The following is a 21735-nucleotide window of genomic DNA, read 5'->3' on the forward strand; positions in this document are numbered from 1 at the left end:
TTTTGGCAATCGTTGGTCATGGCTTGCGCCGATTGACGAAGTAGAACGCGGTTACGAGCACCACCGACAGCGCCAGGAATACCGTGGCGATCGCATTGATTTCCGGGCTCGTTTCGCGCCGCAACTGGCCGAGCATGTAGGTGGGCAGCGTATCCTGGCCGCCGGACTTGACGAATTCGGTGATGACCACATCGTCGAGCGAAATGACGAAGGCGAGCATGAAGCCCGCGATGATGGCCGGCCTCAAGAGCGGCAGCGTCACGAAACGGAAGGCTTTCCAGGGCGTGGCGTATAGGTCAGCGGCTGCGCGCTCCAGCGTCAGGTCCATGCTCTCCAGCCGCGCCCGGATCGGCAAGTAAGCGAACGGGATGCAGAAGGCGGTGTGCGCGGCGATCAGGTAACCGAGTCCTGAGTAACCGGTCCAGACCTTGATGCGCGAGAACACGATCAGGAGCGCGACGCCGGTGACTATCTCCGGCACCATCAGCGGCTGGTTGATGAAGGCGTATTTGAAGGTAAGGCCGGGATAGGGCCGCGTGCGGGTCGTGGCCAGCGCAGCGATGGTGGCGGCGATCGTCGACAGCGCGGCGGCCGAGACCGCCAGCACGAGCGAGCGGACGGAGGCGTCCTGCACGGCCGAATTGTGCCAGGCCGAAATAAACCAGCGCAGTGAGACGCCGTCCCAGCGCGAAAGCGAATCCGCCGTGTTGAACGAATAGGTGACGAGCGCCGCGATCGGCAGATAGAGCGCGAAGAAGGTCAGAAGCGCCATGAACCCGAAGCCGGGTTGCGCCTGGATGTCGAACGGACGCTTAGCCATGGGCGCCCTGCGACCCGGATGCGTTGCGCACGTAGAACAGGAGCGCGATCATCACCAGCACCATGAGCGTAATTGAGATGGCCGCGCCAAGCGGCCAGTTACGGCCCGCGCCGAACTGCAGTTCGATCAGGTTGCCGAGCATCATGTTCTTGCCGCCGCCCAGCACCCGCGGAATGACATAGGCGCCAAGCGAGGGAATGAAGACCAGTATCGAGCCGGCTATGAAGCCGGGCTTGATCAACGGGAAGATGATGCGGCGCAGAACCTGCCAGCGACCGGCGTAGAGGTCATATCCGGCCTCGACCAGCCGGAAGTCGAGCTTCTCCATCGAGGCGTAGATCGGCAGCACCATCAGAGGCAGGTAGATATAGATCATGCCGAACAAGATGGCGGCGTCGGTATTCATGATCTGCAGCGGTTGCTTGATGATGCCGAGCGCCATCAGCGCCGTGTTGACCAGCCCTTCGTTGCGGATCACCTGCTGCATGGCGAAGGTGCGGATCAGGAGATTCGTCCAGAACGGAATGGTGACGAGGAAAACCCAGACCTCGCGCGTCTTCGGCGGTCGCGTGGCGATGAAATAGGCTGTGGGGAAGCCGAAGAACAACGTCAGCACGGTGGTGTAGAACGACAGGCTTATCGAACGCCAGAAGATCGACAAATGCGCATCTGCGAAGGCCAGAGTGTCGTCGAAGATGTCACGCTGCATCAACACCGACAGCCAGCCGTCGGTAGAAAATTTCCACACCACGTCGCCATAGGGCCCCGGCGTCAGGAAGGAATAGATCACGACGATCAGCAGCGGTCCGCTCGCGGCGAGAAAGATGATGATCAGCGCCGGCGCCGACAGCAGCCAGCGATCGCGGATCTCTCGGCGCTCGGCCTCCTCAGCGACTTGTTCCGCGCTCGCCATCAATCCCTCAGCACTTGCGCGGCGTCGTTGCCGATCGAGATGCCGACCTTGTCGCCCCGCTCGAAACCGCAGCCGGCGCTGCGCGTGTTCTGCTGGCGCACGGTGAAGCTCTCGCTGCTGTCCAGGCGAACATGGATGTGCGTGTCGGTGCCGAAATAGACGATGTTTTCCACCGTGCCCGACAGGTCGCCCTTGCCGCTGGTCAGCTTGGCATGTTCGGGCCTGACCACCACGGTGGCATTGTCCTTTGGCTGGAAGCCTTCCGCCACAGTCGCGTCTATGGTCGCGCCGGATTTGAGCGTTGCGCGTGCCTTGCCGTTGCCCATGCCTGATATGGCCGCCATCAGGAAATTGGTTTCGCCGATGAAGTCGGCGACGAAGCGCTCCGCCGGCTTATCGTAGATGTCCCAGGGCGTGCCGACCTGCAGGATCTTGCCCGACGACATCACCGCGATGCGGTCCGACATGGTCAGCGCTTCTTCCTGGTCGTGGGTGACGAAGATGAAGGTGATGCCGGTCTCGTGCTGCAGCCGCTTCAGCTCGATCTGCATCTCCTTGCGCAGCTTGAAGTCGAGCGCCGACAGCGGCTCGTCGAGCAGCAGCACTTTCGGCTGCGGCGCCAAGGCGCGCGCCAGCGCCACGCGCTGCTGCTGGCCGCCGGAAATCTGGCTGGTGCGGCGGTTGCTGAGCGCTTCCATCTTGACCAGCTTCAGCATCTCGGCGACGCGCGCCTTCACTTCGGCCTTGGGCTTGCCGAGCATTTCGAGGCCGAAGCCGATGTTCTCGGCCACCGTCATATGCGGGAACAGCGCATAGTTCTGGAACACGGTATTGACCGGCCGCTTGAACGGCGGCAGCGGCGCTATGTCCTGGCCGTGCAGCAAGATCTCGCCGGCGCTCGGGAAGTCGAAGCCGGCGATCAGCCGCAAAAGCGTCGTCTTCCCGCAGCCGGACGGACCAAGCAGCGTGAAGAACTCATTTTCGCGGATCGACACCGAAACCGTGTCGAGGGCGGCGACCTGTGACTCCCCGCTACCGAAGACCTTGCGGACGCCACGAACTTCAATTGCACTTCTACCCGGTTGTTCCGGCACGATTACCCCATTCTTGTGTCCGCTCTTCTGGCGGATCCAGTTCCCACTCGATTGTCAGCACACGGCGCATGGCTTGGCAAGCATGCATCTGAATGTCGATCCAGAATGCAATACCCGTCAGGCCTGGTAGGTGATCTTGCCGCCGCAGATCGTCGTCACCGGCCGCACCGTATGCAGTGCTTCCGGCGCGGTCGCCTCGATGTCGGCTGAGAGCACCACCAGATCGGCCATAAAGCCTGGCTTGAGGCGGCCCTTGCGGTGCTCCATGAACTCGGCATAGGCGCCTTCCACCGTGTAGCCCGCTAGTGATTCATGCAGCGAAAAGCTCTGGTCGGGATCGCCCTCTGCCCAAGGTTTGCGCAGCACCGCCGCCTGAATGCCTAGGATCGGATCGATCGGCGACACCGGCCAGTCGGAAGCGAAGACGACATGCGCGCCCGCCTGCTTCAACGTCCGCCAGGCATAGCTCAGCGGCCATCTTTCGCGGCCGATGCGCGAAAGCGTCGGCTCCAGCGGGAAGTCCATGGCGCCGGGCGGGTGCGGCGGCTGCATCGAGGCGATGACGCCAAGCTCTGCGAAGCGCGGTATGTCGGCGGCAGTGACCACCTCGATATGCTCGACCCGGTGCCGGCTGTCGCGCCTGCCGTTCTTCCGCCGCGCCGCCTCATAACCATCGAGGACCGCGCGCACCGCGCCGTCGCCGATCGAATGCACGGCGACCTGCAGCCCGCGCCGGTCGGCCTCCACCGCCACCTCGGCGAGATGCTCCGGCGTAAACAGCGGCTCACCGCGCCAGCCCGGCCGGTCGGCATAGTCGTCGACCATCACCGCGGTCCAGCCTTCCAGCACGCCGTCGTAAAACATCTTGACCATGCCGGACGACAGCCATTCCGATTGGTAGGAGTTGGCCATGCTCGATGCCTTTTCCAGCCTGTCGAGCGTCATGAAGTTCTTGAAATGAAAAGGTATCTTGGTGCGGCAGAGCAGTCGCCCTTCCTGTTCCAGCCCGGCTAGCAGCTCGAGCTGGTAAAGATTGCCGTCCATGTTCTGGATCGAGGTGATGCCGTGGCGGGCGCACCATTCCAACCCGCGATGCATCAGGTCACGATCGGCCGCGACTTCGGCGGCGGAAGGGTACGGCTCGGGCTCTCCGCCTGTCGCAATGCCGAGCCGCACTCGGTTCCGCCCCGAAAGCTCGAGGATTGGCCCGAACGCCTCCCCCTCGCGCAATTCGCCCGCCGCCAGGCCATCCGCTCCCATGACGATCTCGTTGCCGGGACCGAGTTGCTTGCCGTGCAGGACGCCAGCCAGCTCCAGCGCCTTGGTGTTGGCCCACATCGTGTGATGATCGGAAGCCGACATGGCGAACGGCCGGTCGGCGATGATGCGGTCGAGATGATGGCGGGTGACCGGCTCTTCCTTGGAAAGGATGGTGTAGTCGACGCCGGCCCCAAGCAGCAATTTGGCGTTCGGCCGTGCCGCCGCATAGGCGCGGATCGCGTCGCTCAGTGCATCGAAGCCATGCACGCCCTGAAGGTGCAAATTGTCGAGTTCGGCCGCGCCGCCGAAAAGATGCATATGCGCTTCGATAAAGCCCGGCACCATCGACCCGCCTTGCGCATCGATAATCTTCGTGGCCGGCCCTTTCAGCGCCTCAATCGTCCGGCGATCCCCAACCGTGAGGATGTTGCCGTCCTTTATCGCCACCGCCTCGGCCGTCGGATTGCCTTCGTCCATGGTCAGCACACGGGCATTGATGACGATCAGGTCGGCATTTGAACTCATGATTACCCGCGGTTCGGTTGCGCTACCGACAGGCTAGACGAGTAGCTGCCGTGCCAGCAAGCCATGGCTGGTTGGCCCAGCGCCTTGTGAAAGGCAGTGCAAGACGGCTAGGGTCGCCGCATCTCACCACGGAACAATTTCATGAAGACTGTTTTTTCGCCCCTCCATGCCTGCCATTCCGGCAATGTCGAATTGATCGCCGGCGCCATCGTGCCGGCCTTCGAGAAGCCCTCGCGCGCCGAGTTCATCAAGGCGAGGGTGGAGAGCGAAAAGCTCGGCCCGGTGCTGCCGCCCCACACGCACGACCTCGCTGCCGCCAAGCAGGTGCATAGCAGCGACTACATCGATTTCCTGCCGACCGTATGGCCGCTCTGGGAAGCGTCGGGCCGGACGGGCTCGGCCATCCCCTTCACCTGGCCGACGCGCGGCTTGCGCGGCGATGTGCGCCCGCAAACCATCGATGCGCTGCTTGGCTTTTACTCCTTCGACGGCGGCGCCAGCTTCGTCAAAGGCACCTGGGAGGCGATCAAGTCGTCCTACGATGTGGCGCTGACCGCAGCCGCTCTGGTCAAGGGCGGCGAGATATCAGCCTTCGCGCTCTGCCGCCCGCCCGGCCATCATGCCGGTGCTGCGTTCATGGGCGGCTATTGCTACATCAACAACGCCGCGGTTGCCGCGCAATGGTTCCGCGACCAGGGCGCCAGGCGCGTCTCGATCCTCGATGTCGATTACCATCACGGCAACGGCACGCAGGAGATCTTCTACAGCCGCGACGACGTGCAGGTGCTGAACCTGCATGGCGACCCGATGACCGAATATCCGTTCTTCCTGGGCCACGCCGACGAGCGCGGCACTGGGCCCGGCGAAGGCTTCAATGTCAACTACCCCATGCCGTTCGGCACCACATGGGATGCCTGGAATGCTTCGCTGGAGGACGCCTGCGCAAAACTTGCAGCTTACGCTCCCGAGGTCGTAGTCGTCTCGCTCGGCGTCGACACGTTCGAGAAGGACCCGATCAGCAAGTTCAAGCTGAAAAGCGCCGACTATCCCAGGATTGGCCGTCGCATCGCCAAGCTCGGCCTGCCGACGCTGTTCGTCATGGAAGGCGGCTACGCCGTCGAGGAAATCGGCATCAATGCGGTGGGCGTGCTGACCGGATTCGAAGATCGGTAATGCATGTCGCCCAAAGGGCTGCCCCGGGCGTTCGACCCGAGAGCGCAGCGGTGATGGCAGCTACGCCACTTGGCCGCCGATCGTCTGGAGCGCGCCACTTCCCCGGGCCCTCCCAATTCGACAAGCCTGGTTGACGGGAAACGGCGGATCGATCGTCATTGTCTGCTCTCCGGCGCGTAATGGAGGATGACAACACCTGACTTGAGCGTCCTCGTCTCGAGATGCTTCAGGCGTATCAGATTCGGGCCGCCCTTGAAGAGCGGCGTGCCTCTCCCGAGAATGACGGGGTTGATCCCGAGGTGATACTCGTCGATCAGGCCGTGCTCCATCAGGGTCGCCGTGAAGTCGGCGCTGCCGAACACGAAGATGTCTCCGCCGTCCCTGCTCTTCAGCTTGGAGACTTCTTCCGCGACATTGCCGTTGAAGAGCTTCGTGTTGTTCCAGTCGGCGCTTTTCAGCGTGCGCGAGAAGACCAACTTCTCGATCTTGTTCATGAAATCCGCGATCCAGCCTTGCTCGGACGGCCAATAGGCTGCCATGAGCTCGTAGGTCACCCGGCCGAAGATCAGCGTGTCGGCCTTTTCCTGGGTCTCACGAATGTAGTTCTCGAGTTCTTCTTCGAAGACGAACCAGCTGATGTCCCTGTCCGGACCTTCGAAGAAGCCGTCGACACTCACCATGTCCCATATGATCAGCTTTCTCATAGAAACCTCCTCTTCGTGTATCCCTTTGTGAATTCTCGGCCTATCCCGTGAAGCGGAAGCGCATGTTGGTGATCTGCCCCGCTTCCGAGAGCTCGGTCTTCTCCAGCCTGATCGGCACCATGCCGTTCTGACTGAAGCGGCGGATGCCGTCGCCGATGAGGACAGGCGCGACATGGAGAACTCGTCCGCAACCCCTGATTCGGGCCGACGGGAAGTCGCAGCATTTCAGCGGGATGCGACGAAGCGTTCCAGTTTGCCCAATGTTTGCAGTCCCAGTTCCACGGCACCGAAGCCCTTCGCCTCCTGGAACTCGGCAGCCGTGCTGAATACCATGCCCAGCGTTACCTTCGTTGCCCCGTCCTGATCCTCGAACGAGGCCCAGGCGTCGGCATGCTTCGGCCCGTTCTCGCCCCAATGCAGCGTATAGCTGATCCTCTCTTCGGGCCGGACCTCGTTATAGAGATGGTGGTTCGGGAAAACCGTGCCGTCAGACGCGATCATGTCGAATACCCACTCGCCGCCCGCTCGCAAGTCGATCCTCTTCGTTCGACAGGAGAAGCCTTCCGGCCCCCACCATTGCGGCAGCGTTTCAGGGTTCATCCACGCGCCCCAGACGATGGACCGCGGCGCCTGAATCACCCGCTGCAGCACCATGGTTCGTTCGGCCGCGCCCGCGAGGTTGTCCAGGCCGGCACCGAAGCCCGCCCGGTAGCCTGCTTCCATGTCCTGCGCCAGCGAGGAAAGTTGCACCGTCACGACTAGCCGGCTGCGCTCGTGCGTGCCTGAGAGATCTGCCGTCACCAGCGCTGCTGATTGCGTCACGCCTTCGCACGAGATCACCTCGTAGTTCACACTGCACAGCGCTGGCTGCAACACCAGCCAGCCGCACTCGCAGCGGATGTCCGGCTGGCCCTCTGCCTTGCAGAGCGAGATCTCGCGTCCACCCACCCTGGTGTCGGCCTCCAAAAACTCCACGGTGACCGAGGGCGACGGCGCAGCCCAGATCGCCCGCGCGGCCGGCGCCGTCCAAGCCTCCCACAGCACGGCCAATGGCGCGGCCACGTCCCGTTCGAAGGTCAGCGTCGCAAAACGGCCCTTCCTATCATCGGGCACCGCACGGGTCGCACTGTTTGTAGCGAGGTTCTGTGTCATTCTGCGCGCTCCTTCTTCATCACATTCATCACAAATGCGTCCAACCGGTCGAGCCGAGCTTCCCAGATGGCCCGCTGTTCATCGAGCCATGTTCGCGCTGGATCCAGAGCCTCGGGTACGATGGCGCAGGTGCGTATCCGCCCGTCCTTGGACGTGGTGATCAACCCTGCCTCCTCCAGCACGGAAAGGTGCCGCATCACCGTGGGCAGCCGCAGCCCCGTGGGCCCAGCCAGATCCGTTACCCGCGCAGGTGTTTCGGCGAGCCGGGTCAGGATCGACCGGCGGGTCGGATCAGCGAGCGCGTGGAAGAGCAGCGAGAGATCAAGATCATGCTTAGCCATGTTGCTAACTATCGCCCAATTTGCCGGTGGCGCAAGCAAAAACTTCGTCAAGTCGCTAAGTATTTTTTGCGCAACGCGCCGAGTTCTTGGAGCAGGCGGATTCTGTTGCCAAGTCCGCAGAGAAGTTGCTCGTAGCGATGCTCGCACGGGCTGATGCTTGCAATCGAAGACAAAATCCTGAAGCCGCCAGTCCGCTTCCCACCAATCTCAGCCGTTCGCGTTTATCGGTTCACGGCAGCAGGCAGCGGGCGCGGCGGACAGAAAGTCGGACACCTCACCGAAGCGCTTCACGCGGCCTGCGAGAATGGCCGCCGACCTGTTCCCGCCACCGCTATCCTATTGTTGGACCATGATCTTCTTTGAAAAGGCGTTCGCCCTTTGCGAAGTCATGCTCTACTTCTAAGGGACGGCATGAGGGCACCGATTCTGGAAGAACGCAGCATTTGAAGTCGGGGAAGCATCCATGATCGACGACGAGCCGGACAGCGAACGCGTCTCGGCGCTGGCGCCGTTCCGGCACGGCATTTTCCGCGCCGTATGGTCCGCCAGTCTGGTTTCGAATTTCGGTGGCTTGATCCAGGGCGTCGGCGCCGCCTGGATGATGACCACGATCGCCACCTCGTCCTATCAGGTTGCGCTGGTCCAGGCCTCGACCACCTTGCCGATCATGCTGTTTGCGCTCGTTGCCGGCGCCATCGCCGACAGCTTCAACCGGCGCAAGGTCATGCTGATTGCCCAGATCTTCATGCTGGTCGTCTCGGTTCTGCTGACCGTTTTCACCTATCTTGGCTTGATGACGCCATGGACGCTGCTCGCCTTCGCCTTCCTGATCAACAGCGGCACGGCACTTTACAACCCGTCATGGCAGGCTTCCGTCGGCGACATGGTGCCGCGCGCCAAGCTGCCGGCTGCCGTCGCGCTCAACTCGCTGGGCTTCAACCTGACGCGCAGCGTCGGTCCGGCGATCGGCGGCATCATCGTCGCCGCCGCAGGTACCGCAGCGGCCTTTGCCGCCAACGCATTGAGCTATGTCGGGCTGATCATCGTGTTGGCCCGCTGGAAGCCGGACCTGCCGGCCTCGACACTGCCGCGCGAGACGCTTGGCGCGGCGATGGGTGCCGGCCTGCGTTACGTCGCCATGTCGCCCAATATCGGCAAGGTGCTGGTAAGGGGTGCGGCCTTCGGCTTCAGCGCCGGCGCGGTCCTGGCGCTGCTGCCGCTGGTGGCGCGCGACGTCGTCAAGGGCGATGCCTTGACCTACGGCATCATGCTAGGTGCTTTCGGTATCGGTGCCGTCGGCGGCGCGCTGATCAGCGTCAGGCTGCGGCAGATCCTGTCGAGCGAGACGATGGTGCGCATGGCATTCGCCGGCTTTGCGCTCTGCGCCTTCAATGCCGCCGTCAGCGATCAGGCCTGGCAAACGTCGCTCGGGCTGCTCATCGGCGGCGCCTGCTGGGTGGTCGCGCTGGCGCATTTCAACGTCACGGTGCAGATGTCGACGCCGCGCTGGGTGGTCGGCCGGGTGCTCTCGGTCTATCAGACGGCGACCTTCGGCGGCATCGCCCTCGGCAGCTGGATCTGGGGTGTCGTCGCCGATGCGCAGGGCGCCGAGTTCGCGCTGACCGCGGCCGCCGTCGCGATGCTGGCGGGCGGCGCGATCGGCCTGTTGCTGCCCTTGCCGCAGCAGGCGGTGCTCAACCTCGATCCGCTGAACCGTTTCAAGGAGCCGCACCTTGCGCTCGACCTAAAACTGCGCAGCGGCCCGATCGCCATCATGATCGAATACATCATCCGCGAGGAGGACGTGCCGGAATTCCTGGCCACCATGGCCGAGCGCGGCCGCATCCGCCGCCGTGACGGCGCCCGCAGCTGGACGCTGGCGCGCGATCTCGAAAATCCCGCAATATGGATCGAGCACTATCACACGCCGACATGGCTCGAATACATCCGCCACAACAAGCGGGCCACCCACGCCGACGCCGTTGTCGGCGAGCGCCTGAGGGCGCTGCACAGCGGCGACGAGCCGCCGCGCGTCCGCCGCATGATCGAGCGTCCGACAACCGCCGGCACCGCGATCGTCATGCCGAAAGGACCAATCGAGCATTAGGTTGGCGGAAGCCCTGTCGGAGGAAGCACGCGCAAGCTCATTCGCTTGTGCCGCGTTGCGCCGACAAGCTATTTGACCTTGATGATGACCTTGCCCTTGGCCCGGCCCTGTTCAATGTATGCCAATGCCTCGTTGGTCTGCTCAAGCGGAAAGACGCGATCTATAACCGGGCGGATGACGCCCGTTTCGATGAGCGACGTGATTTTTGTCAACTGCCCGCCATTGGCCGCCATGAACAGGAACGAATATCGGACATCTGCGCGTTTCCCCCGTCGCCTGATGCCTGCGCTCAAAACGCGCATGACCAGGTTCAGCACCCAGTTCAGCCCTTTCTCCCTGGCAAACCCAGGATCGGGCGGACCGGAGATCGAAACGGCGACGCCACCTGGCTTCAACACACGCAGGGACTTTTCGAGGGTCTTGTTGTCCTGGCTATTCAGGACGACATCGTAGCCCGAAAGGACTTTCTCGAAGTCATCCTTCTTGTAGTCGACAATGACATCGGCGCCCAGCTTCCTGACCATATCCGTGTTCGACGCGCTTGTTGTCGTGGCGACCGTTGCGCCGAGGTGCTTTGCCAATTGGATGGCGAATGTCCCCACTCCACCGGAACCAGCCTGAATGAAGACCTTCTGTCCTTTCTTCAGCTTCGCTTTTTCAACCAGCGCCTGCCAGGCGGTCAGCCCCACCAGGGGAATGGACGCAGCCTCTTCCATGCTGAGGTTCTTTGGCTTCAGGGCCACGTCCGCATCATTAATGGCGATGTATTCAGCGAACGCTCCGATTTGACCGTCGCGCGCTCGCGCATAGACCTCGTCGCCCGGTTTGAATTGTCGGACTTTCGCGCCGACGCGAATGACCGTTCCGGCCACGTCATGGCCTGCGACAAAGGGTCGGCGGTAGGGCAGGATGAGCTTGAATTCTCCGTCCCTGATCTTGGAGTCCAGCAGATTGACGCTGGCGGCATGGATCTGCACCAGCACGTCATTGTCCCCTGCTTCCGGCTCTGGAACCTCTCCAAGCCGTAGGCGAGCTTTCTTTGCATATCGATCGACGAAGAAGGCCTTCATTGCAGCTTTCCTAAAGTGAGGAGACCCGGAGCGCCCGATCGACATCTCCGGTGCCTCGCCCTATTGCATTATAGTCACTTAATGATAATATGGTCGTAATTCAATAGCTGATCGAAGGAGAAAAACATGCGCTACGAGAAAGGCAGGAGGGAAGCATCGCGGCAGCGGATCATGGATGTAGCGACCGAACGGTTTCGCTCCGACGGCATCGCTGCATCAGGTCTCGCCGGCATCATGGGCGAGGCGGGACTGACCAATGGAGCTTTCTATCCCCATTTTCCGTCCAAGGCGGCGCTTGTGCGTGAGAGTTTGGCGGCCGCCCTGGAGGTTCAGACGGCCCAGATCCAGGAGCTGTTGGCCGCCGGCGGCGCGTCATTGGCCATCGATACGTATCTGTCGGCGGAACACCGAGACAATCCAGGCAAAGGTTGCGCTTCAGCCGCGCTGTTGCCCGAAATTGCGCGTGAGCCGATCGAGACGCGCCAAGTTTACGCCGAGCACCTGCTCAAGCTCGTACGCCAGGTAGCGGCCGAGCTTACGCCCGACGCTCGCGATCCCGAGGCTGTCGCGTTTGGCGTCTTCGCGACCCTGATCGGCACGCTTGAGCTGTCCCGCGCGGTGAACGGAACCGAACTGTCCGATCGCATTCTTGAGGCTGGCGCGGTGGCGGCGAAGGCGCTGCTCCAGCCCCACGAGAACGGCAAGCCGGAAGAAAGGAAACCATCATGAACGTGCATCATCTGTCGCGACCTGCCGCGATCATCAAACACAGGGACGTGCCGACGAAAACGGTCGACGTCGACGGTACGAAATTCGCCTACCGGGAGCTCGGGCCCACAACCGGGGTACCGGTGATCTTCCTTACTCATCTGAGTGCGGTACTCGACAATTGGGATCCCCGGGTCGTCGATGGCATTGCCGCAAAACGGCGCGTTATCACCTTCGATAACCGTGGTGTTGGCGCATCAGGCGGGTCCACTCCCAACACGGTGGAGGCGATGGCCCGCGACGCGATCGCCTTCATCCGCGCCCTCGGCTTCGAGCAGGTCGATCTGCTCGGCCTATCTCTTGGCGGCTTCATCGCCCAGGCGATTGTTCAGCTGGAGCCTAATCTGGTTCGCAAGATCATCCTCGCGGGAACCGGCCCAGCCGGGGGTACCGGCATCGACAGGGTGACGTTCGTCACCATCTTCGACATGATCCGCGCCGCGCTGACCATCAGGGACCCAAAGAACTACCTCTTCTTCACCCAAAGCCCCAACGGCAAGAAGGCGGCGCGCGAGTTTCTGCAGCGCTTGAAGGAACGGACCAATGACCGCGACAAGCCCATCGCCCTCGGCGCTTTCAGCCAGCAGCTCAAGGCAGTCCGTGCCTTTGGCCTTGAGCGCCCTGCCGACCTATCGCGTGTCCGGCACCCGGTGCTCGTGGTGAATGGCGATCACGACAGAATGGTGCCCACCAGCAATTCCGTCGACCTGGCACGACGCTTCCCCAATGCCGAGCTGGTCCTGTACGAGGACGGCGGGCATACGGCCATTTTCCAGTATCACCGCGCCTTCGTGGAAAAGGCCCTGGACTTCCTCGAGGCCTAATCCGGCCGTGCCGGTGTGGCCAGCTGGTGGGCGAATGACGCTTCGATCCATGCGCTAACCTGACGGGCAACACCGTACACTAGATCGGGGAAGGCCTGAGGAAGGAAGCGCACGCAAGCTAATTCGCCGAATCTGCGTTGCTTCGACAACGGACCTTCAGTCTGTTCCCGTAAAGCCAAGTGACACCCGTGCGTCAGGATGCGGCGCGCAGGCTCGTACGGACGCGCCGCCTGCTTGTGGCGCGGGACTTCTCCGCCACGACACCGGTGATCTCGACCACGCCGTTCTCATGCGGTTTGGCGTTTGTGACCTTGTGGAGACGCTCATAGGGCAACAGTTCCTTGACCCGGGCGTCGAGCACAGCGACTTCGGCTCGCAGGTCCTCGCATTCCTGCCTCTGGACATCGAGCTGTATCTGTTCGGATGCCTGCTGCAGGGAAAGCTGCGAAAAATTCGCGCTCACGGTCGAGAGGTGCATCTTGTCGTTTTCGTTCTCCTTTCTGAGAACCGACAACCTTTCCTCCGCAATTTGCATTTCGGCGACAGCGTCGCTCCATTGAGCCTTGAGATTGGCGATCTCGCTCGCGGCTTGATTGTTCTCGTTCGAGGCGACTTCAAATCGTGATTGGAGGTTGCGAATTTCGGAACGCAGGCCGCCGATCTCAGCGAAACTACGCGCACGTTCGGCTTCCCTGTCACCTTCCATGATACGGGCCGCTTCCGTCATTTCCGACAGCTTCGCTTGCGCGATATCGAGCGATTTCTGCAGCCGCGTCTCCTCTTGTTCGCTCTTGCCGAGCGCAGACAGCAGTTCCGAAAGTCGCGCCGCGTCACTGGCATGAATCGTCGAGAGCTCGTCCAGCCGGTGCCGCGCCTCAGCTTCCCGCTTCAGCGCCTTGTCGAAGTCGATCGACAGGCTGACATGCTTTTCCCGCAATATCTCGTTCTCGCGCGCGCATCGGTTGGCCTCGGCCGTTCTGGCCGAAAGCGTTTTGACGAGGTCGCCGAACTCCGCTTCGCGTTCTGCGCTCGCATTGCCTGCCACGACGAGTTCCAGCTTTGCTGCAGCCAGCGCACTGCGAAGTGCCTCCTTGTCCTCGGCCAGGCTTATCTCGCGCTGCTGCAGGGCCTCGACGACGCTTTCACGCTCGCGCTGCTTTCTGGTCGCATCGTGGAACTGCTCCGATAGCACTCTTTGCTGCGTGGTCAGGCTGACATTTGCCAGTTCCAGTTCGTTGGCGCGAAGAATGTCCCCGTGAAGCAGCTTCAGGAATTCGCCTGTCAGGTGATGCGAGGTCGCGATCTCCGACAGTTTCGTGTTGATCTCCTCCAGATACTCGCGCGCATCGTCAAACAGCCCCTCAACGGCATCTAGCGCAGCCAGGCGGGTTTGTGTGTGGGAGGTCAGCCGCCGTGCGATCTCGGGAGCGTCGGCATCGTCCTCGGGCTGAGAGTTGTCATTCCTTGCCGCGAGGTTCTCATCCGGAACGTTGTCCAACGGCGATTGGTCGTCTAGGTTGAGACACTCATCGAACGCATCCGCCAAATCGGCTTCGAGTTCCTTGAATGCCCTGTCCACCGTCTCGGCACGCTTGATCAGACTTCTGATTTTCATGACTGAACATCCCCTACTGTAACGCCATCTGGGGTCTTGATCCTCGCCTCCCGGATACGGGTTCATCCCCTTCCCCCTGATCGCGCGGTGGCGCATGAGGCGAGCCCACGCTAGGGACAGGCCTGGCCACTGTCCTCGTCTGTTTGAATGATGCAGACCTTGTAACTGCCAGTGTGGACAGCGCAGCTTCACTGCGGCGATAAAACCCATCATCATATCGGGAACCGCGTTGACGTAAACGTCAACCCGAAGCTATATGCGCCGGCGACCTTGATCGCGAAACGCGCAAGACGGCGACTTCGGGCCGGATCAAAGTGCCCCAGACCGAAGTGCAATGGGGTGCGACAACGCAACGAGACGAGGAGAACGGCCATGGGCGTTCAGGAAATTGCCGACAAGATCAGCGCGCGCGTGGCGAGTGCCGGGTTCGATCGTTCCGTCAAATTCGATACCGGAGGCGACGGCGTCATCGTCATCGACGGCGCTGCTGTATCGACCACCGACGCGCCGGCCGACTGCACGATAAAGCTTTCGCTCGACGATCTGGAATCGCTGATATCAGGCGATCTCAACCCGACCATGGCGTTCATGTCCGGCAAGATAAAGGTCGAAGGCGACATGAGCGTCGCCATGGCGCTGAGCCAGTTGATCGGCTGACCCATTCCAATCCTGGATGGAAACAAGCCGCCGCCCGATGGCAGCGGCTTGTTTCCGATCCGTCAGGCAGCGAGCGACAGCCGCTGTGCCTTCAGCTTGCGCCCGGCCGCCTTCAGCGTGCCCTGCGCGCCGGCGAGCACGCCTTCCACCAGCTCCAGCGCCAGCAGGCGGTGCCGCTCATAAGGTCCCGGCATGGCCAGCGAGCCGGTTTTATCGGCCGAGAACCCGAAGCGCTGGTAATAGGGCGCATCGCCGACCAGCAGGATCGCCGCATGGCCGAGGCGCGCGGCTTCAGCGATTGCATGGCGCATCAGCGCCGAGCCGATGCCGGCATTCTTGATTGTGGGATCGACGGCGAGCGGGCCAAGCAGAAGGGCGGACCTACCGCCCTCGCCCAGCACGACATCCCAGAGCCGCACGGTGCCGGTGACAGCGCCCGACGCATCGCGTGCGACAAAGGCAAGGCCTTCCGAAGGCCGGCGGCCGCGCCGCAGCTTTTCCGACGATTTTCTCCGGCGCTTCGACCCCATGGCGCGATCGAGCAAGGCCTCGCGCGCCGGGACGTCGGCAGCGGTTTCGGCGGTGATGACGAAAGCGCCAGCAATCTCCCCCCTAGAGGGCGAGATGTCGCCGAAGCCGACAGAGGAGGGCGCCGCGCGTGAAGCGCCGGCGCCACGCAGTCCAAGAGAGGTCGCGACAGCTGAGGCGACCCCCTCTGGCCGCTTTGCGGCCATCTCCCCCTCAAGGGGGGAGATTTGCCGGCTCACAGCGCCATCAACGATGAAATCCACAATTTCCATTTCCGCGATCCTTCACGAGCGGATTGTTCCACAGGCGAACCGAAGCGGGCGATCTCGTCGCCCGCGCCGGATGATCTGACCGGCTCTTGCGAGCCGTCAGATCACGTAGGATCGGAGAGGCTCGAAGCCGTTGAAGGCGACCNGGCGACCGAGGCGTAGGTCGTCGTGTAGGCGCCGGTGCCCTCGATCAGCACCTCGTCGCCGATGGTCAGCGACAGGGGCAGCGGATACGGCGTTTTCTCGTACATCACGTCGGCCGAATCGCAGGTCGGGCCGGCGAGCACGCACGGCGCGGTCTCGGTGCCGTCATGCGCGGTGACGATCGGGTAGCGGATCGCCTCGTCCATCGTCTCGGCGAGCCCGCCGAACTTGCCGATGTCGAGGAAGACCCAACGCACATTGTCGTTGTCGGCCTTCTTCGAGATCAGCACGACTTCCGACTTGATGACGCCGGCATTGCCGACCATGCCGCGGCCCGGTTCGATGATGGTCTCGGGAATCGCGTTGCCGAAATGCTTGCGCAGCGCCGAGAAGATCGCCTGGCCATAGGCCTGTGCCGCCGGCACGTCCCTGAGGTAACGGGTCGGGAAACCGCCGCCCATATTGACCATCTTGAGCACAATGCCTTCGTCAGCGAGCGTAGCGAACACCTTTTTGGCGTCGCCGAGCGCGCGGTCCCAGGCGGTCAGGTTGGTCTGCTGCGAGCCGACATGGAACGACACGCCATAGGCGTCCAGCCCGAGCGCCCTCGCATGGCGCAGCACGTCGACCGCCATCGCCGGCACGCAGCCGAACTTGCGCGACAGCGGCCATTCGGCGCCTTCGCCGTCGGTCAGCACGCGGCAGAACACACGGGCGCCGGGTGCAACGCGGGCGATCTTCTCGACCTCCTCGACGCAGTCCACCGCGAACAACCGGATGCCGAGTTGATAGGCGCGCTGGATGTCGCGCTCCTTCTTGATGGTGTTGCCGAAGGAGATGCGGTCCGCCGGCGCGCCGGCGTCCATCGCCATCTCGACTTCGGCAACGGAAGCGGTGTCGAAGGACGAGCCCATCGCAGCAAGCAGGCGCAGGATTTCCGGCGCCGGATTTGCTTTCACCGCATAGTAGATTTTCGAATCGGGAAGCGCCTTCTCGAAGGCGCGGAAATTGTCGCGCACGACATCGAGATCGACGACGAGGCAAGGGCCGTTCGGACGTCGGGTGGCGAGGAAGTCAAGGATGCGCTGGGTAGCCATCGGGGTCTCTCCATAGCGCCTTTCGGCGCGCACAAAGGCTGCGGGACACGGGTCATTGACCTCGCGAACACGCGGTGGACAAAGGCGGGACGTCAATCCATGGAACCAGCCGGTGGAGACCCCGGAACCATGAAGCGCCGTCTCGCGGCGGTGAACCTTGGCCTTGCCCGGCCTCGGTTCGCTTTGTCTGCCTTGGCTTGGATTGGGAGAACCCGTTCCGCACTGCCGGCAATGAAGGTGTGCCTCTTCAGTAACCCCGGTCTTTGGACGACCGGCAGAACACCAGAAAGGCCCGCACCGTCGTTGCTTCAAGGTGTCCTCGGTCTGGCGGTTGGCCGCTAAACCGACTGGAGGGGTTAGCTCCAGTTACCTTACCGATATCCCTCACCATTTTGAGGATCGGCGGACACCCACAGGCACGTGCGACTTTGGGCAAGCGCGATATAAGGTCGATGGATTTCACAATCAATAAAAATCGTACGCCAGGTTGTAAAAATCCTGGCGTCGAACAATGTTGCAACAACTGTATCCGGATATCGAACGCATGGCAGGCACTCGCGGCCCTCTGAACGCTTTTCTCGACCTCGATGGTATACCTATATCCAATGCGCAGTCCGGCCCGCTTGCCGGCCTGCGGCTGGCCGTCAAGGATATTTACGACGTCGCCGGCTACCGCACCGGCTGCGGCAATCCGCAAAAATACCAGCAGGCTTCACCCGCCTCGGCGACGGCGCCGGCCGTCCAGGCGCTGCTTGATTCGGGCGCGTGCTTCGTCGGCAAGACGCAGACCGACGAACTGGCCTTCTCGCTGATGGGGCTGAACGCGCATTTCCCGTCGCCGGTCAATCCGGCAGCACCTGATCGCGTCACCGGCGGCTCGTCTTCCGGTTCCGCCGCCGCGGTCGCCGGCGGGCTGGCCGACATCGCCGCCGGATCCGATACCGGCGGTTCGATTCGCGCTCCGGCAAGCTTTTGTGGGCTGATCGGCCTGAGGACCACGCATGGCCGCATCTCGCTCGAAGGCGCCATGCCGCTGGCCCCTTCACTTGATACGTTCGGCTGGTTCGCCAGGAACATGGTCACCTACGAAAAGGTCGGCGCGGTGCTGCTCGGCGACGATCTGCACAACCAAGAATTGCAGCGCCCCCTCGCGCTGGATGCGCTGGACGGGCTCGTGCTCGGCCCGCAGGAAGCCGACGAGTATCGCGCCATGGTCCGCGCTGTCGCATCGGTGTTGGGCGCACCGCGCACCGTTGCCCCGCTGTCGCATTCCACCGACGATCTCTATTGGTGCTTCCGCAAACTGCAGGGGTACGAGGCCTGGCAAAATCATGGTGCCTGGATCGCCGGCAGCGATCGGATGCTCGGCCCCGGCGTCAAGGAGCGCTTCGAGCATGGCGCAACCATCGACGCGGCAACCGCACAATTTGAAACGGAACGTCGCGTTTCGTTTCGTCGCGAACTTGCCGACCTGCTTGGCGAAGACGGTGTTCTTGTGCTGCCGACCGCTCCGGGTGCCGCCCCGCTCAAGGCCGCCTCATTCGACGATTTGCAGACCTATCGGGAACGCGCGCTGAGACTGTTGTGTCTTTCCGGCCTGTCCGGCTTTCCGCAGATCACCCTGCCGCTGGGCCCGGTTGACGGCGCCCCGTTCGGCCTCTCGCTGCTCGGACCGAAAAACAGCGACCGGCAGCTGATGGCGCTTGCCGCGCGCATCCTTTCAGCCCACCAGAGGAGCGCATGACATGGATACGCTGACCCGCATGCGCGCCTTCATCGACGTTGTCGAGGCCGAAGGATTTTCGGCAGCGGCGCGCAAGATCGGCCGCTCCAAGGCGCTGCTGTCGAAATATGTGCGCGAGTTGGAGGACGAGCTCGGCGCGCTGCTGCTCAACCGCACCACCCGGCAGTTCTCGCTGACCGAGGCGGGCCACACCTATTACCGCCGCGCCTCGGAAATCGTCCGCGAGGTCGACAGCCTGGCCGATGCGGTGCGCGAATCCTCTGGCGACGTGCGCGGCAGGATCAAGCTGTCGGCGCCGCGCACCTTTGCCGATGCGCCGATCGGCCTATCGCTCATCGACTTCGCCAAGCAGCATCCCGACATCGTGCTCGACATTCATCTCGACGACCGCTTCGTCGATCTGGTCGAGGAAGGTTTCGATCTCGCCGTGCGCATTTCGCGGCTGGAAAGCTCCTCGCTGATCGCCAGGCGTCTGGCGCCGTTCTCGGTGCGGCTGTGCGCATCTCCCGAGCTGATCGCCAGGCACGGCATGCCGGCACGGCCGCAGGACCTTGGCCGCATGCCCTGCATCATCGACACCAATGGCCGCTGGCTGACCAACTGGCCGTTCAAGGGCGACAGCGGCGACACGGTGACCGTTTCGGTCTCAGGTCCGATCGAGGTCAACAGTCCGATGGCGGCAAGGGCGGCCGCCGTGGCGGGATTGGGATTTTCCGTCCTGCCGGATTTCATCGCAGCGCCCGATATCGAAAGTGGCCGGCTGGTGACCGTGCTGGATGACCGCATCCTGCCGGGTGGCGGCATTTTCGCCGTCTATCCGCACCGGCGCTATTTGCCTGCGAAAGTTCGCGTCTTTGTCGATTTCCTGGTGCAGTGGTTCAAGTCGATTGACAATGCATGAGCTTTTAGCCGCCCGGGGTCCCATTTTCGCCCGCTTTCTGGTAACTCTCGACAGTCACCGAAGTCGATGGAATCACCACCCAGAATGAACCTGAAGCGGCAAGCAATCATGATGGCTTCGGCCATGGCGGCGACTTTTGCCACGGTCGGGCCAGCCGACGTGCATCCCCACGTCTTCGCCGAGGCTCGCCTCGAAGTGATCCTCAGCCCGGATCACCAAAGCGTGAAGGCCTTGCGTCATGTCTGGCGCTTCGACGATTTGTTTTCGAGCACGGTGATGATGGAGTTCGACAAGAATTCCGACCTGAAGCTCGACGACAAGGAGCTGAAGGAAGTCGCCGACACCGTCCATGCTTCGCTGGCGGAGTTCAATTACTTCCAGCTCGTCACCGTCGACGGCAAGGATGAGGCGATGAGCCCGCCGCCGCAGCTGATGGCGAATTTCGACAACGACCAGCTCATTATCCTGTTCGAATCCGAACCCAAGGCGCCAACCAGGCTGGCCGGCAAGATCGATATCGGCGTCTATGACCCGACGTTCTACACGGCGATCGATTTCACCGAGGATGCCAATATGCAGGTCGCCGACTTGCCGTCGACATGCACGAGCAAGGTCGTTCGTCCGAACCCCGACGAGGCGATCGCCGCGAACCAGAAGAACCTGACGGACGCCTTCTTCAATGATCCGACAGGCACCGATATGAGCAAGATATTTGCGACCAAGCTTGAACTGAACTGTCAGCCAAAAGGATAATCCGGTGACGAAACCGTCCCTGCGTTTGGCTTTTGGCCTTTTGGCCGCCGCCCTTGTCATGACGCACGTCCTCGGCTCAGCCCACGCCCAGAGCTCGCTCGGCATCGGCACCAATGACGGGATGGCTCCCACCACCGGCCCGTTCGCCCAAATCCTGATGTGGATCAATCTGCGTCAGCAGGAATTCTACCGCGCGCTTGCCGGTGCGATGAAGGCGATGCGTGAGGACGGCAGCAAGCTGTGGCTGCTTATCGGCCTGTCCTTCGCCTACGGTATTTTCCATGCCGCCGGCCCCGGTCACGGTAAGGCGGTGATCTCGTCCTACATGGTCGCGAACGAAGTCGCGCTCAGGCGCGGCATCATGCTGTCCTTCGTCTCGGCCCTGTTGCAGGCGGTGACGGCGATCCTGGTGATGATGCTCGCCTACTTCGTCCTGCGCGGCACCACCATATCGATGACCGACGCGGCATGGTTCCTCGAAGTCACGAGTTTTGTCTTTGTCACCCTGTTCGGCGCCTGGCTTTTGTGGCGCAAGGCCGGCCCTGCCATCCTTCGTCTGTTCGGTGCGAACCCTGCCTATAGCCTTTCGGCGGCCCATGCCGGCCATTCGCAAACAGGCCATCCTGCACATGCGCATTCGGTGCATGCGCTTCACGCACATGGCCATGACGGCCACGATAACCATGATAGCCATGATAGCCATGATAGCCATGATAGCCATGATCATGGCGCACACGACCGTCGCCATGACCATGGCGGGCACCATCACCATGCGGCGGGCGATGTCTGCGAGACGTGCGGACATTCACACGCGCCCGACCCGGCGCTGCTTTCCGGCGACCGCTTCGACTGGCGCACTGCCTGGTCTGCGGTGGCCGCGGTCGGTATCCGGCCGTGCTCGGGCGCGCTGATCGTGCTGAGCTTTGCCATGCTCAACGGGCTGTGGTTCGGCGGCATCCTGTCGGTGCTGGCGATGGCACTCGGCACCGCGATCACCGTCTCGATCCTGGCGACGCTGGCGGTGACGGCCAAGAACTGGGCGGTGTATTTCGCTGGCGACGGCCGCATGGGCAACCGCATCCATTCAATCGTCGAGATCGGCGGCGCCGCCTTCGTCTTTTTGTTCGGGTTGCTGTTGTTGTCGGCGAGCCTGACGGCTGGTGGATAGCGCCTCGATCAGACGCGCGGCCTCAAGACTGACCCAGGAATTGTCGACCCTTGGCGCCGCCCCTCATCGCCCTGCCGGGCACTTCTCCCCGTATAGTGACGGGGAGAA

The 21735-nt window shown here is 62.5% G+C and carries 19 protein-coding genes and 1 pseudogene; 9 read left to right on the top strand and 11 right to left on the bottom strand.

The annotated features are described in order from the left end of the window. Positions 1 to 16: 16 nt before the first annotated feature. The 4 genes from X738_RS51865 to X738_RS51880 all read right to left on the bottom strand — a co-directional run bounded on the left by X738_RS51865 (position 17) and on the right by X738_RS51880 (position 4612). Positions 17 to 820 (bottom strand): ABC transporter permease, encoded by an 804-nt coding sequence (locus X738_RS51865; protein ID WP_023798019.1) that lies wholly within the window; start codon positions 818 to 820, stop codon positions 17 to 19. Continuing rightward, positions 813 to 1733 carry an ABC transporter permease gene (locus tag X738_RS51870; protein WP_023798020.1) on the bottom strand — a complete coding sequence of 307 codons (921 nt, stop codon included), beginning with the start codon at positions 1731 to 1733 and terminating at the stop codon, positions 813 to 815. Before X738_RS51870 ends, X738_RS51865 begins: the two co-directional genes overlap by 8 nt. Further along, on the bottom strand, positions 1733 to 2827 hold the full coding sequence (locus X738_RS51875) for an ABC transporter ATP-binding protein (RefSeq protein ID WP_023798021.1): 1095 nt from the start codon (positions 2825 to 2827) through the stop codon (positions 1733 to 1735). Before X738_RS51875 ends, X738_RS51870 begins: the two co-directional genes overlap by 1 nt. Positions 2828 to 2944: 117 nt before the next feature. Beyond that, positions 2945 to 4612 carry an amidohydrolase gene (locus X738_RS51880; protein WP_023798022.1) on the bottom strand — a complete coding sequence of 556 codons (1668 nt, stop codon included), beginning with the start codon at positions 4610 to 4612 and terminating at the stop codon, positions 2945 to 2947. A 141-nt stretch (positions 4613 to 4753) separates the two neighbouring features. Between X738_RS51880 and X738_RS51885 the strand changes: the two genes are divergently transcribed. Further along, positions 4754 to 5785, top strand: coding sequence for a histone deacetylase family protein (locus X738_RS51885; protein WP_023798023.1), 1032 nt, complete (start codon positions 4754 to 4756; stop codon positions 5783 to 5785). 155 nt (positions 5786 to 5940) lie between these two features. On the opposite strand, the gene X738_RS51890 is transcribed toward X738_RS51885, so the two are convergent. The 3 genes from X738_RS51890 to X738_RS51900 all read right to left on the bottom strand — a co-directional run bounded on the left by X738_RS51890 (position 5941) and on the right by X738_RS51900 (position 7982). Beyond that, a complete protein-coding gene (locus X738_RS51890; RefSeq protein ID WP_023798024.1) occupies positions 5941 to 6489 on the bottom strand; it encodes a dihydrofolate reductase family protein in 549 nt (182 codons plus the stop codon). Positions 6490 to 6714: 225 nt separating this feature from the next. Then, positions 6715 to 7641 carry an SRPBCC family protein gene (locus X738_RS51895; protein WP_023798025.1) on the bottom strand — a complete coding sequence of 309 codons (927 nt, stop codon included), beginning with the start codon at positions 7639 to 7641 and terminating at the stop codon, positions 6715 to 6717. Further along, positions 7638 to 7982 (bottom strand): ArsR/SmtB family transcription factor, encoded by a 345-nt coding sequence (locus X738_RS51900; protein ID WP_023798026.1) that lies wholly within the window; start codon positions 7980 to 7982, stop codon positions 7638 to 7640. The genes X738_RS51895 and X738_RS51900 overlap by 4 nt, the downstream gene beginning before the upstream one ends. 463 nt (positions 7983 to 8445) lie before the next feature. Here X738_RS51900 and X738_RS51905 point away from each other — a divergent pair, with 463 nt between their 5' ends. Continuing rightward, positions 8446 to 10089: an MFS transporter gene (locus X738_RS51905; protein ID WP_023798028.1), complete on the top strand. Its 1644-nt coding sequence runs from the start codon at positions 8446 to 8448 to the stop codon at positions 10087 to 10089. Between the two features lie 68 nt (positions 10090 to 10157). Here X738_RS51905 and X738_RS51910 read toward each other — a convergent pair whose 3' ends face one another. Then, a complete protein-coding gene (locus X738_RS51910; protein WP_023798029.1) occupies positions 10158 to 11159 on the bottom strand; it encodes an NADP-dependent oxidoreductase in 1002 nt (333 codons plus the stop codon). A gap of 126 nt (positions 11160 to 11285) precedes the next feature. Here X738_RS51910 and X738_RS51915 point away from each other — a divergent pair, with 126 nt between their 5' ends. After that, positions 11286 to 11888 carry a TetR/AcrR family transcriptional regulator gene (locus X738_RS51915; protein WP_023798030.1) on the top strand — a complete coding sequence of 201 codons (603 nt, stop codon included), beginning with the start codon at positions 11286 to 11288 and terminating at the stop codon, positions 11886 to 11888. Further along, positions 11885 to 12751: an alpha/beta fold hydrolase gene (locus X738_RS51920; RefSeq protein WP_023798031.1), complete on the top strand. Its 867-nt coding sequence runs from the start codon at positions 11885 to 11887 to the stop codon at positions 12749 to 12751. The genes X738_RS51915 and X738_RS51920 overlap by 4 nt, the downstream gene beginning before the upstream one ends. A 193-nt stretch (positions 12752 to 12944) precedes the next feature. Here X738_RS51920 and X738_RS51925 read toward each other — a convergent pair whose 3' ends face one another. Further along, the gene (locus X738_RS51925; RefSeq protein WP_023798032.1) at positions 12945 to 14366 is read right to left on the bottom strand and encodes a hypothetical protein; all 1422 of its coding nucleotides are present in this window, start codon (positions 14364 to 14366) and stop codon (positions 12945 to 12947) included. Positions 14367 to 14738: 372 nt separating this feature from the next. Between X738_RS51925 and X738_RS51930 the strand changes: the two genes are divergently transcribed. Further along, positions 14739 to 15023, top strand: coding sequence for an SCP2 sterol-binding domain-containing protein (locus X738_RS51930; protein ID WP_023798033.1), 285 nt, complete (start codon positions 14739 to 14741; stop codon positions 15021 to 15023). Positions 15024 to 15085: 62 nt separating this feature from the next. On the opposite strand, the gene X738_RS51935 is transcribed toward X738_RS51930, so the two are convergent. Together X738_RS51935 and odc2 are read right to left on the bottom strand one after the other, a co-directional pair. Next, the gene (locus tag X738_RS51935) at positions 15086 to 15757 is read right to left on the bottom strand and encodes a GNAT family N-acetyltransferase (RefSeq protein WP_023798034.1); all 672 of its coding nucleotides are present in this window, start codon (positions 15755 to 15757) and stop codon (positions 15086 to 15088) included. Between the two features lie 162 nt (positions 15758 to 15919). Then, a pseudogene (gene odc2, locus X738_RS51940) lies at positions 15920 to 17061 on the bottom strand (ornithine/lysine decarboxylase). 544 nt (positions 17062 to 17605) lie between these two features. On the opposite strand from odc2, the gene X738_RS51945 reads away from it, so the two are divergent. The 4 genes from X738_RS51945 to X738_RS51960 all read left to right on the top strand — a co-directional run bounded on the left by X738_RS51945 (position 17606) and on the right by X738_RS51960 (position 21627). After that, entirely contained in the window at positions 17606 to 18805 is a 1200-nt protein-coding gene (locus X738_RS51945; RefSeq protein ID WP_023798035.1) for an amidase, read from the top strand. Position 18806: 1 nt separating this feature from the next. Beyond that, the gene (locus tag X738_RS51950; protein ID WP_023798036.1) at positions 18807 to 19706 is read left to right on the top strand and encodes a LysR family transcriptional regulator; all 900 of its coding nucleotides are present in this window, start codon (positions 18807 to 18809) and stop codon (positions 19704 to 19706) included. A gap of 84 nt (positions 19707 to 19790) precedes the next feature. After that, complete coding sequence (locus tag X738_RS51955; protein ID WP_023798037.1) at positions 19791 to 20459, top strand: DUF1007 family protein; 669 nt, start codon at positions 19791 to 19793, stop codon at positions 20457 to 20459. Between the two features lie 58 nt (positions 20460 to 20517). Continuing rightward, positions 20518 to 21627, top strand: coding sequence for a nickel/cobalt transporter (locus X738_RS51960; RefSeq protein ID WP_084833649.1), 1110 nt, complete (start codon positions 20518 to 20520; stop codon positions 21625 to 21627). Positions 21628 to 21735: the final 108 nt, after the last annotated feature.

The organism is Mesorhizobium sp. L48C026A00 (assembly GCF_000502375.1).
GTDB classification, from domain to species: domain Bacteria; phylum Pseudomonadota; class Alphaproteobacteria; order Rhizobiales; family Rhizobiaceae; genus Mesorhizobium; species Mesorhizobium muleiense.

Coding starts and splice junctions, on each gene's coding strand:
- X738_RS51905 (WP_023798028.1), top strand. CDS start 8,446: ATGATCGACGACGAGCCGGACAGCGAACGCGTCTCGGCGCTGGCGCCG.
- X738_RS51885 (WP_023798023.1), top strand. CDS start 4,754: ATGAAGACTGTTTTTTCGCCCCTCCATGCCTGCCATTCCGGCAATGTC.
- X738_RS51955 (WP_023798037.1), top strand. CDS start 19,791: ATGAACCTGAAGCGGCAAGCAATCATGATGGCTTCGGCCATGGCGGCG.
- X738_RS51960 (WP_084833649.1), top strand. CDS start 20,518: ATGACGCACGTCCTCGGCTCAGCCCACGCCCAGAGCTCGCTCGGCATC.
- X738_RS51870 (WP_023798020.1), bottom strand. CDS start 1,733: ATGGCGAGCGCGGAACAAGTCGCTGAGGAGGCCGAGCGCCGAGAGATC.
- X738_RS51865 (WP_023798019.1), bottom strand. CDS start 820: ATGGCTAAGCGTCCGTTCGACATCCAGGCGCAACCCGGCTTCGGGTTC.
- X738_RS51930 (WP_023798033.1), top strand. CDS start 14,739: ATGGGCGTTCAGGAAATTGCCGACAAGATCAGCGCGCGCGTGGCGAGT.
- X738_RS51880 (WP_023798022.1), bottom strand. CDS start 4,612: ATGAGTTCAAATGCCGACCTGATCGTCATCAATGCCCGTGTGCTGACC.
- X738_RS51920 (WP_023798031.1), top strand. CDS start 11,885: ATGAACGTGCATCATCTGTCGCGACCTGCCGCGATCATCAAACACAGG.
- X738_RS51935 (WP_023798034.1), bottom strand. CDS start 15,757: ATGGCCGCAAAGCGGCCAGAGGGGGTCGCCTCAGCTGTCGCGACCTCT.
- X738_RS51945 (WP_023798035.1), top strand. CDS start 17,606: ATGGCAGGCACTCGCGGCCCTCTGAACGCTTTTCTCGACCTCGATGGT.
- X738_RS51950 (WP_023798036.1), top strand. CDS start 18,807: ATGGATACGCTGACCCGCATGCGCGCCTTCATCGACGTTGTCGAGGCC.
- X738_RS51915 (WP_023798030.1), top strand. CDS start 11,286: ATGCGCTACGAGAAAGGCAGGAGGGAAGCATCGCGGCAGCGGATCATG.
- X738_RS51890 (WP_023798024.1), bottom strand. CDS start 6,489: ATGAGAAAGCTGATCATATGGGACATGGTGAGTGTCGACGGCTTCTTC.
- X738_RS51900 (WP_023798026.1), bottom strand. CDS start 7,982: ATGGCTAAGCATGATCTTGATCTCTCGCTGCTCTTCCACGCGCTCGCT.
- X738_RS51910 (WP_023798029.1), bottom strand. CDS start 11,159: ATGAAGGCCTTCTTCGTCGATCGATATGCAAAGAAAGCTCGCCTACGG.
- X738_RS51925 (WP_023798032.1), bottom strand. CDS start 14,366: ATGAAAATCAGAAGTCTGATCAAGCGTGCCGAGACGGTGGACAGGGCA.
- X738_RS51895 (WP_023798025.1), bottom strand. CDS start 7,641: ATGACACAGAACCTCGCTACAAACAGTGCGACCCGTGCGGTGCCCGAT.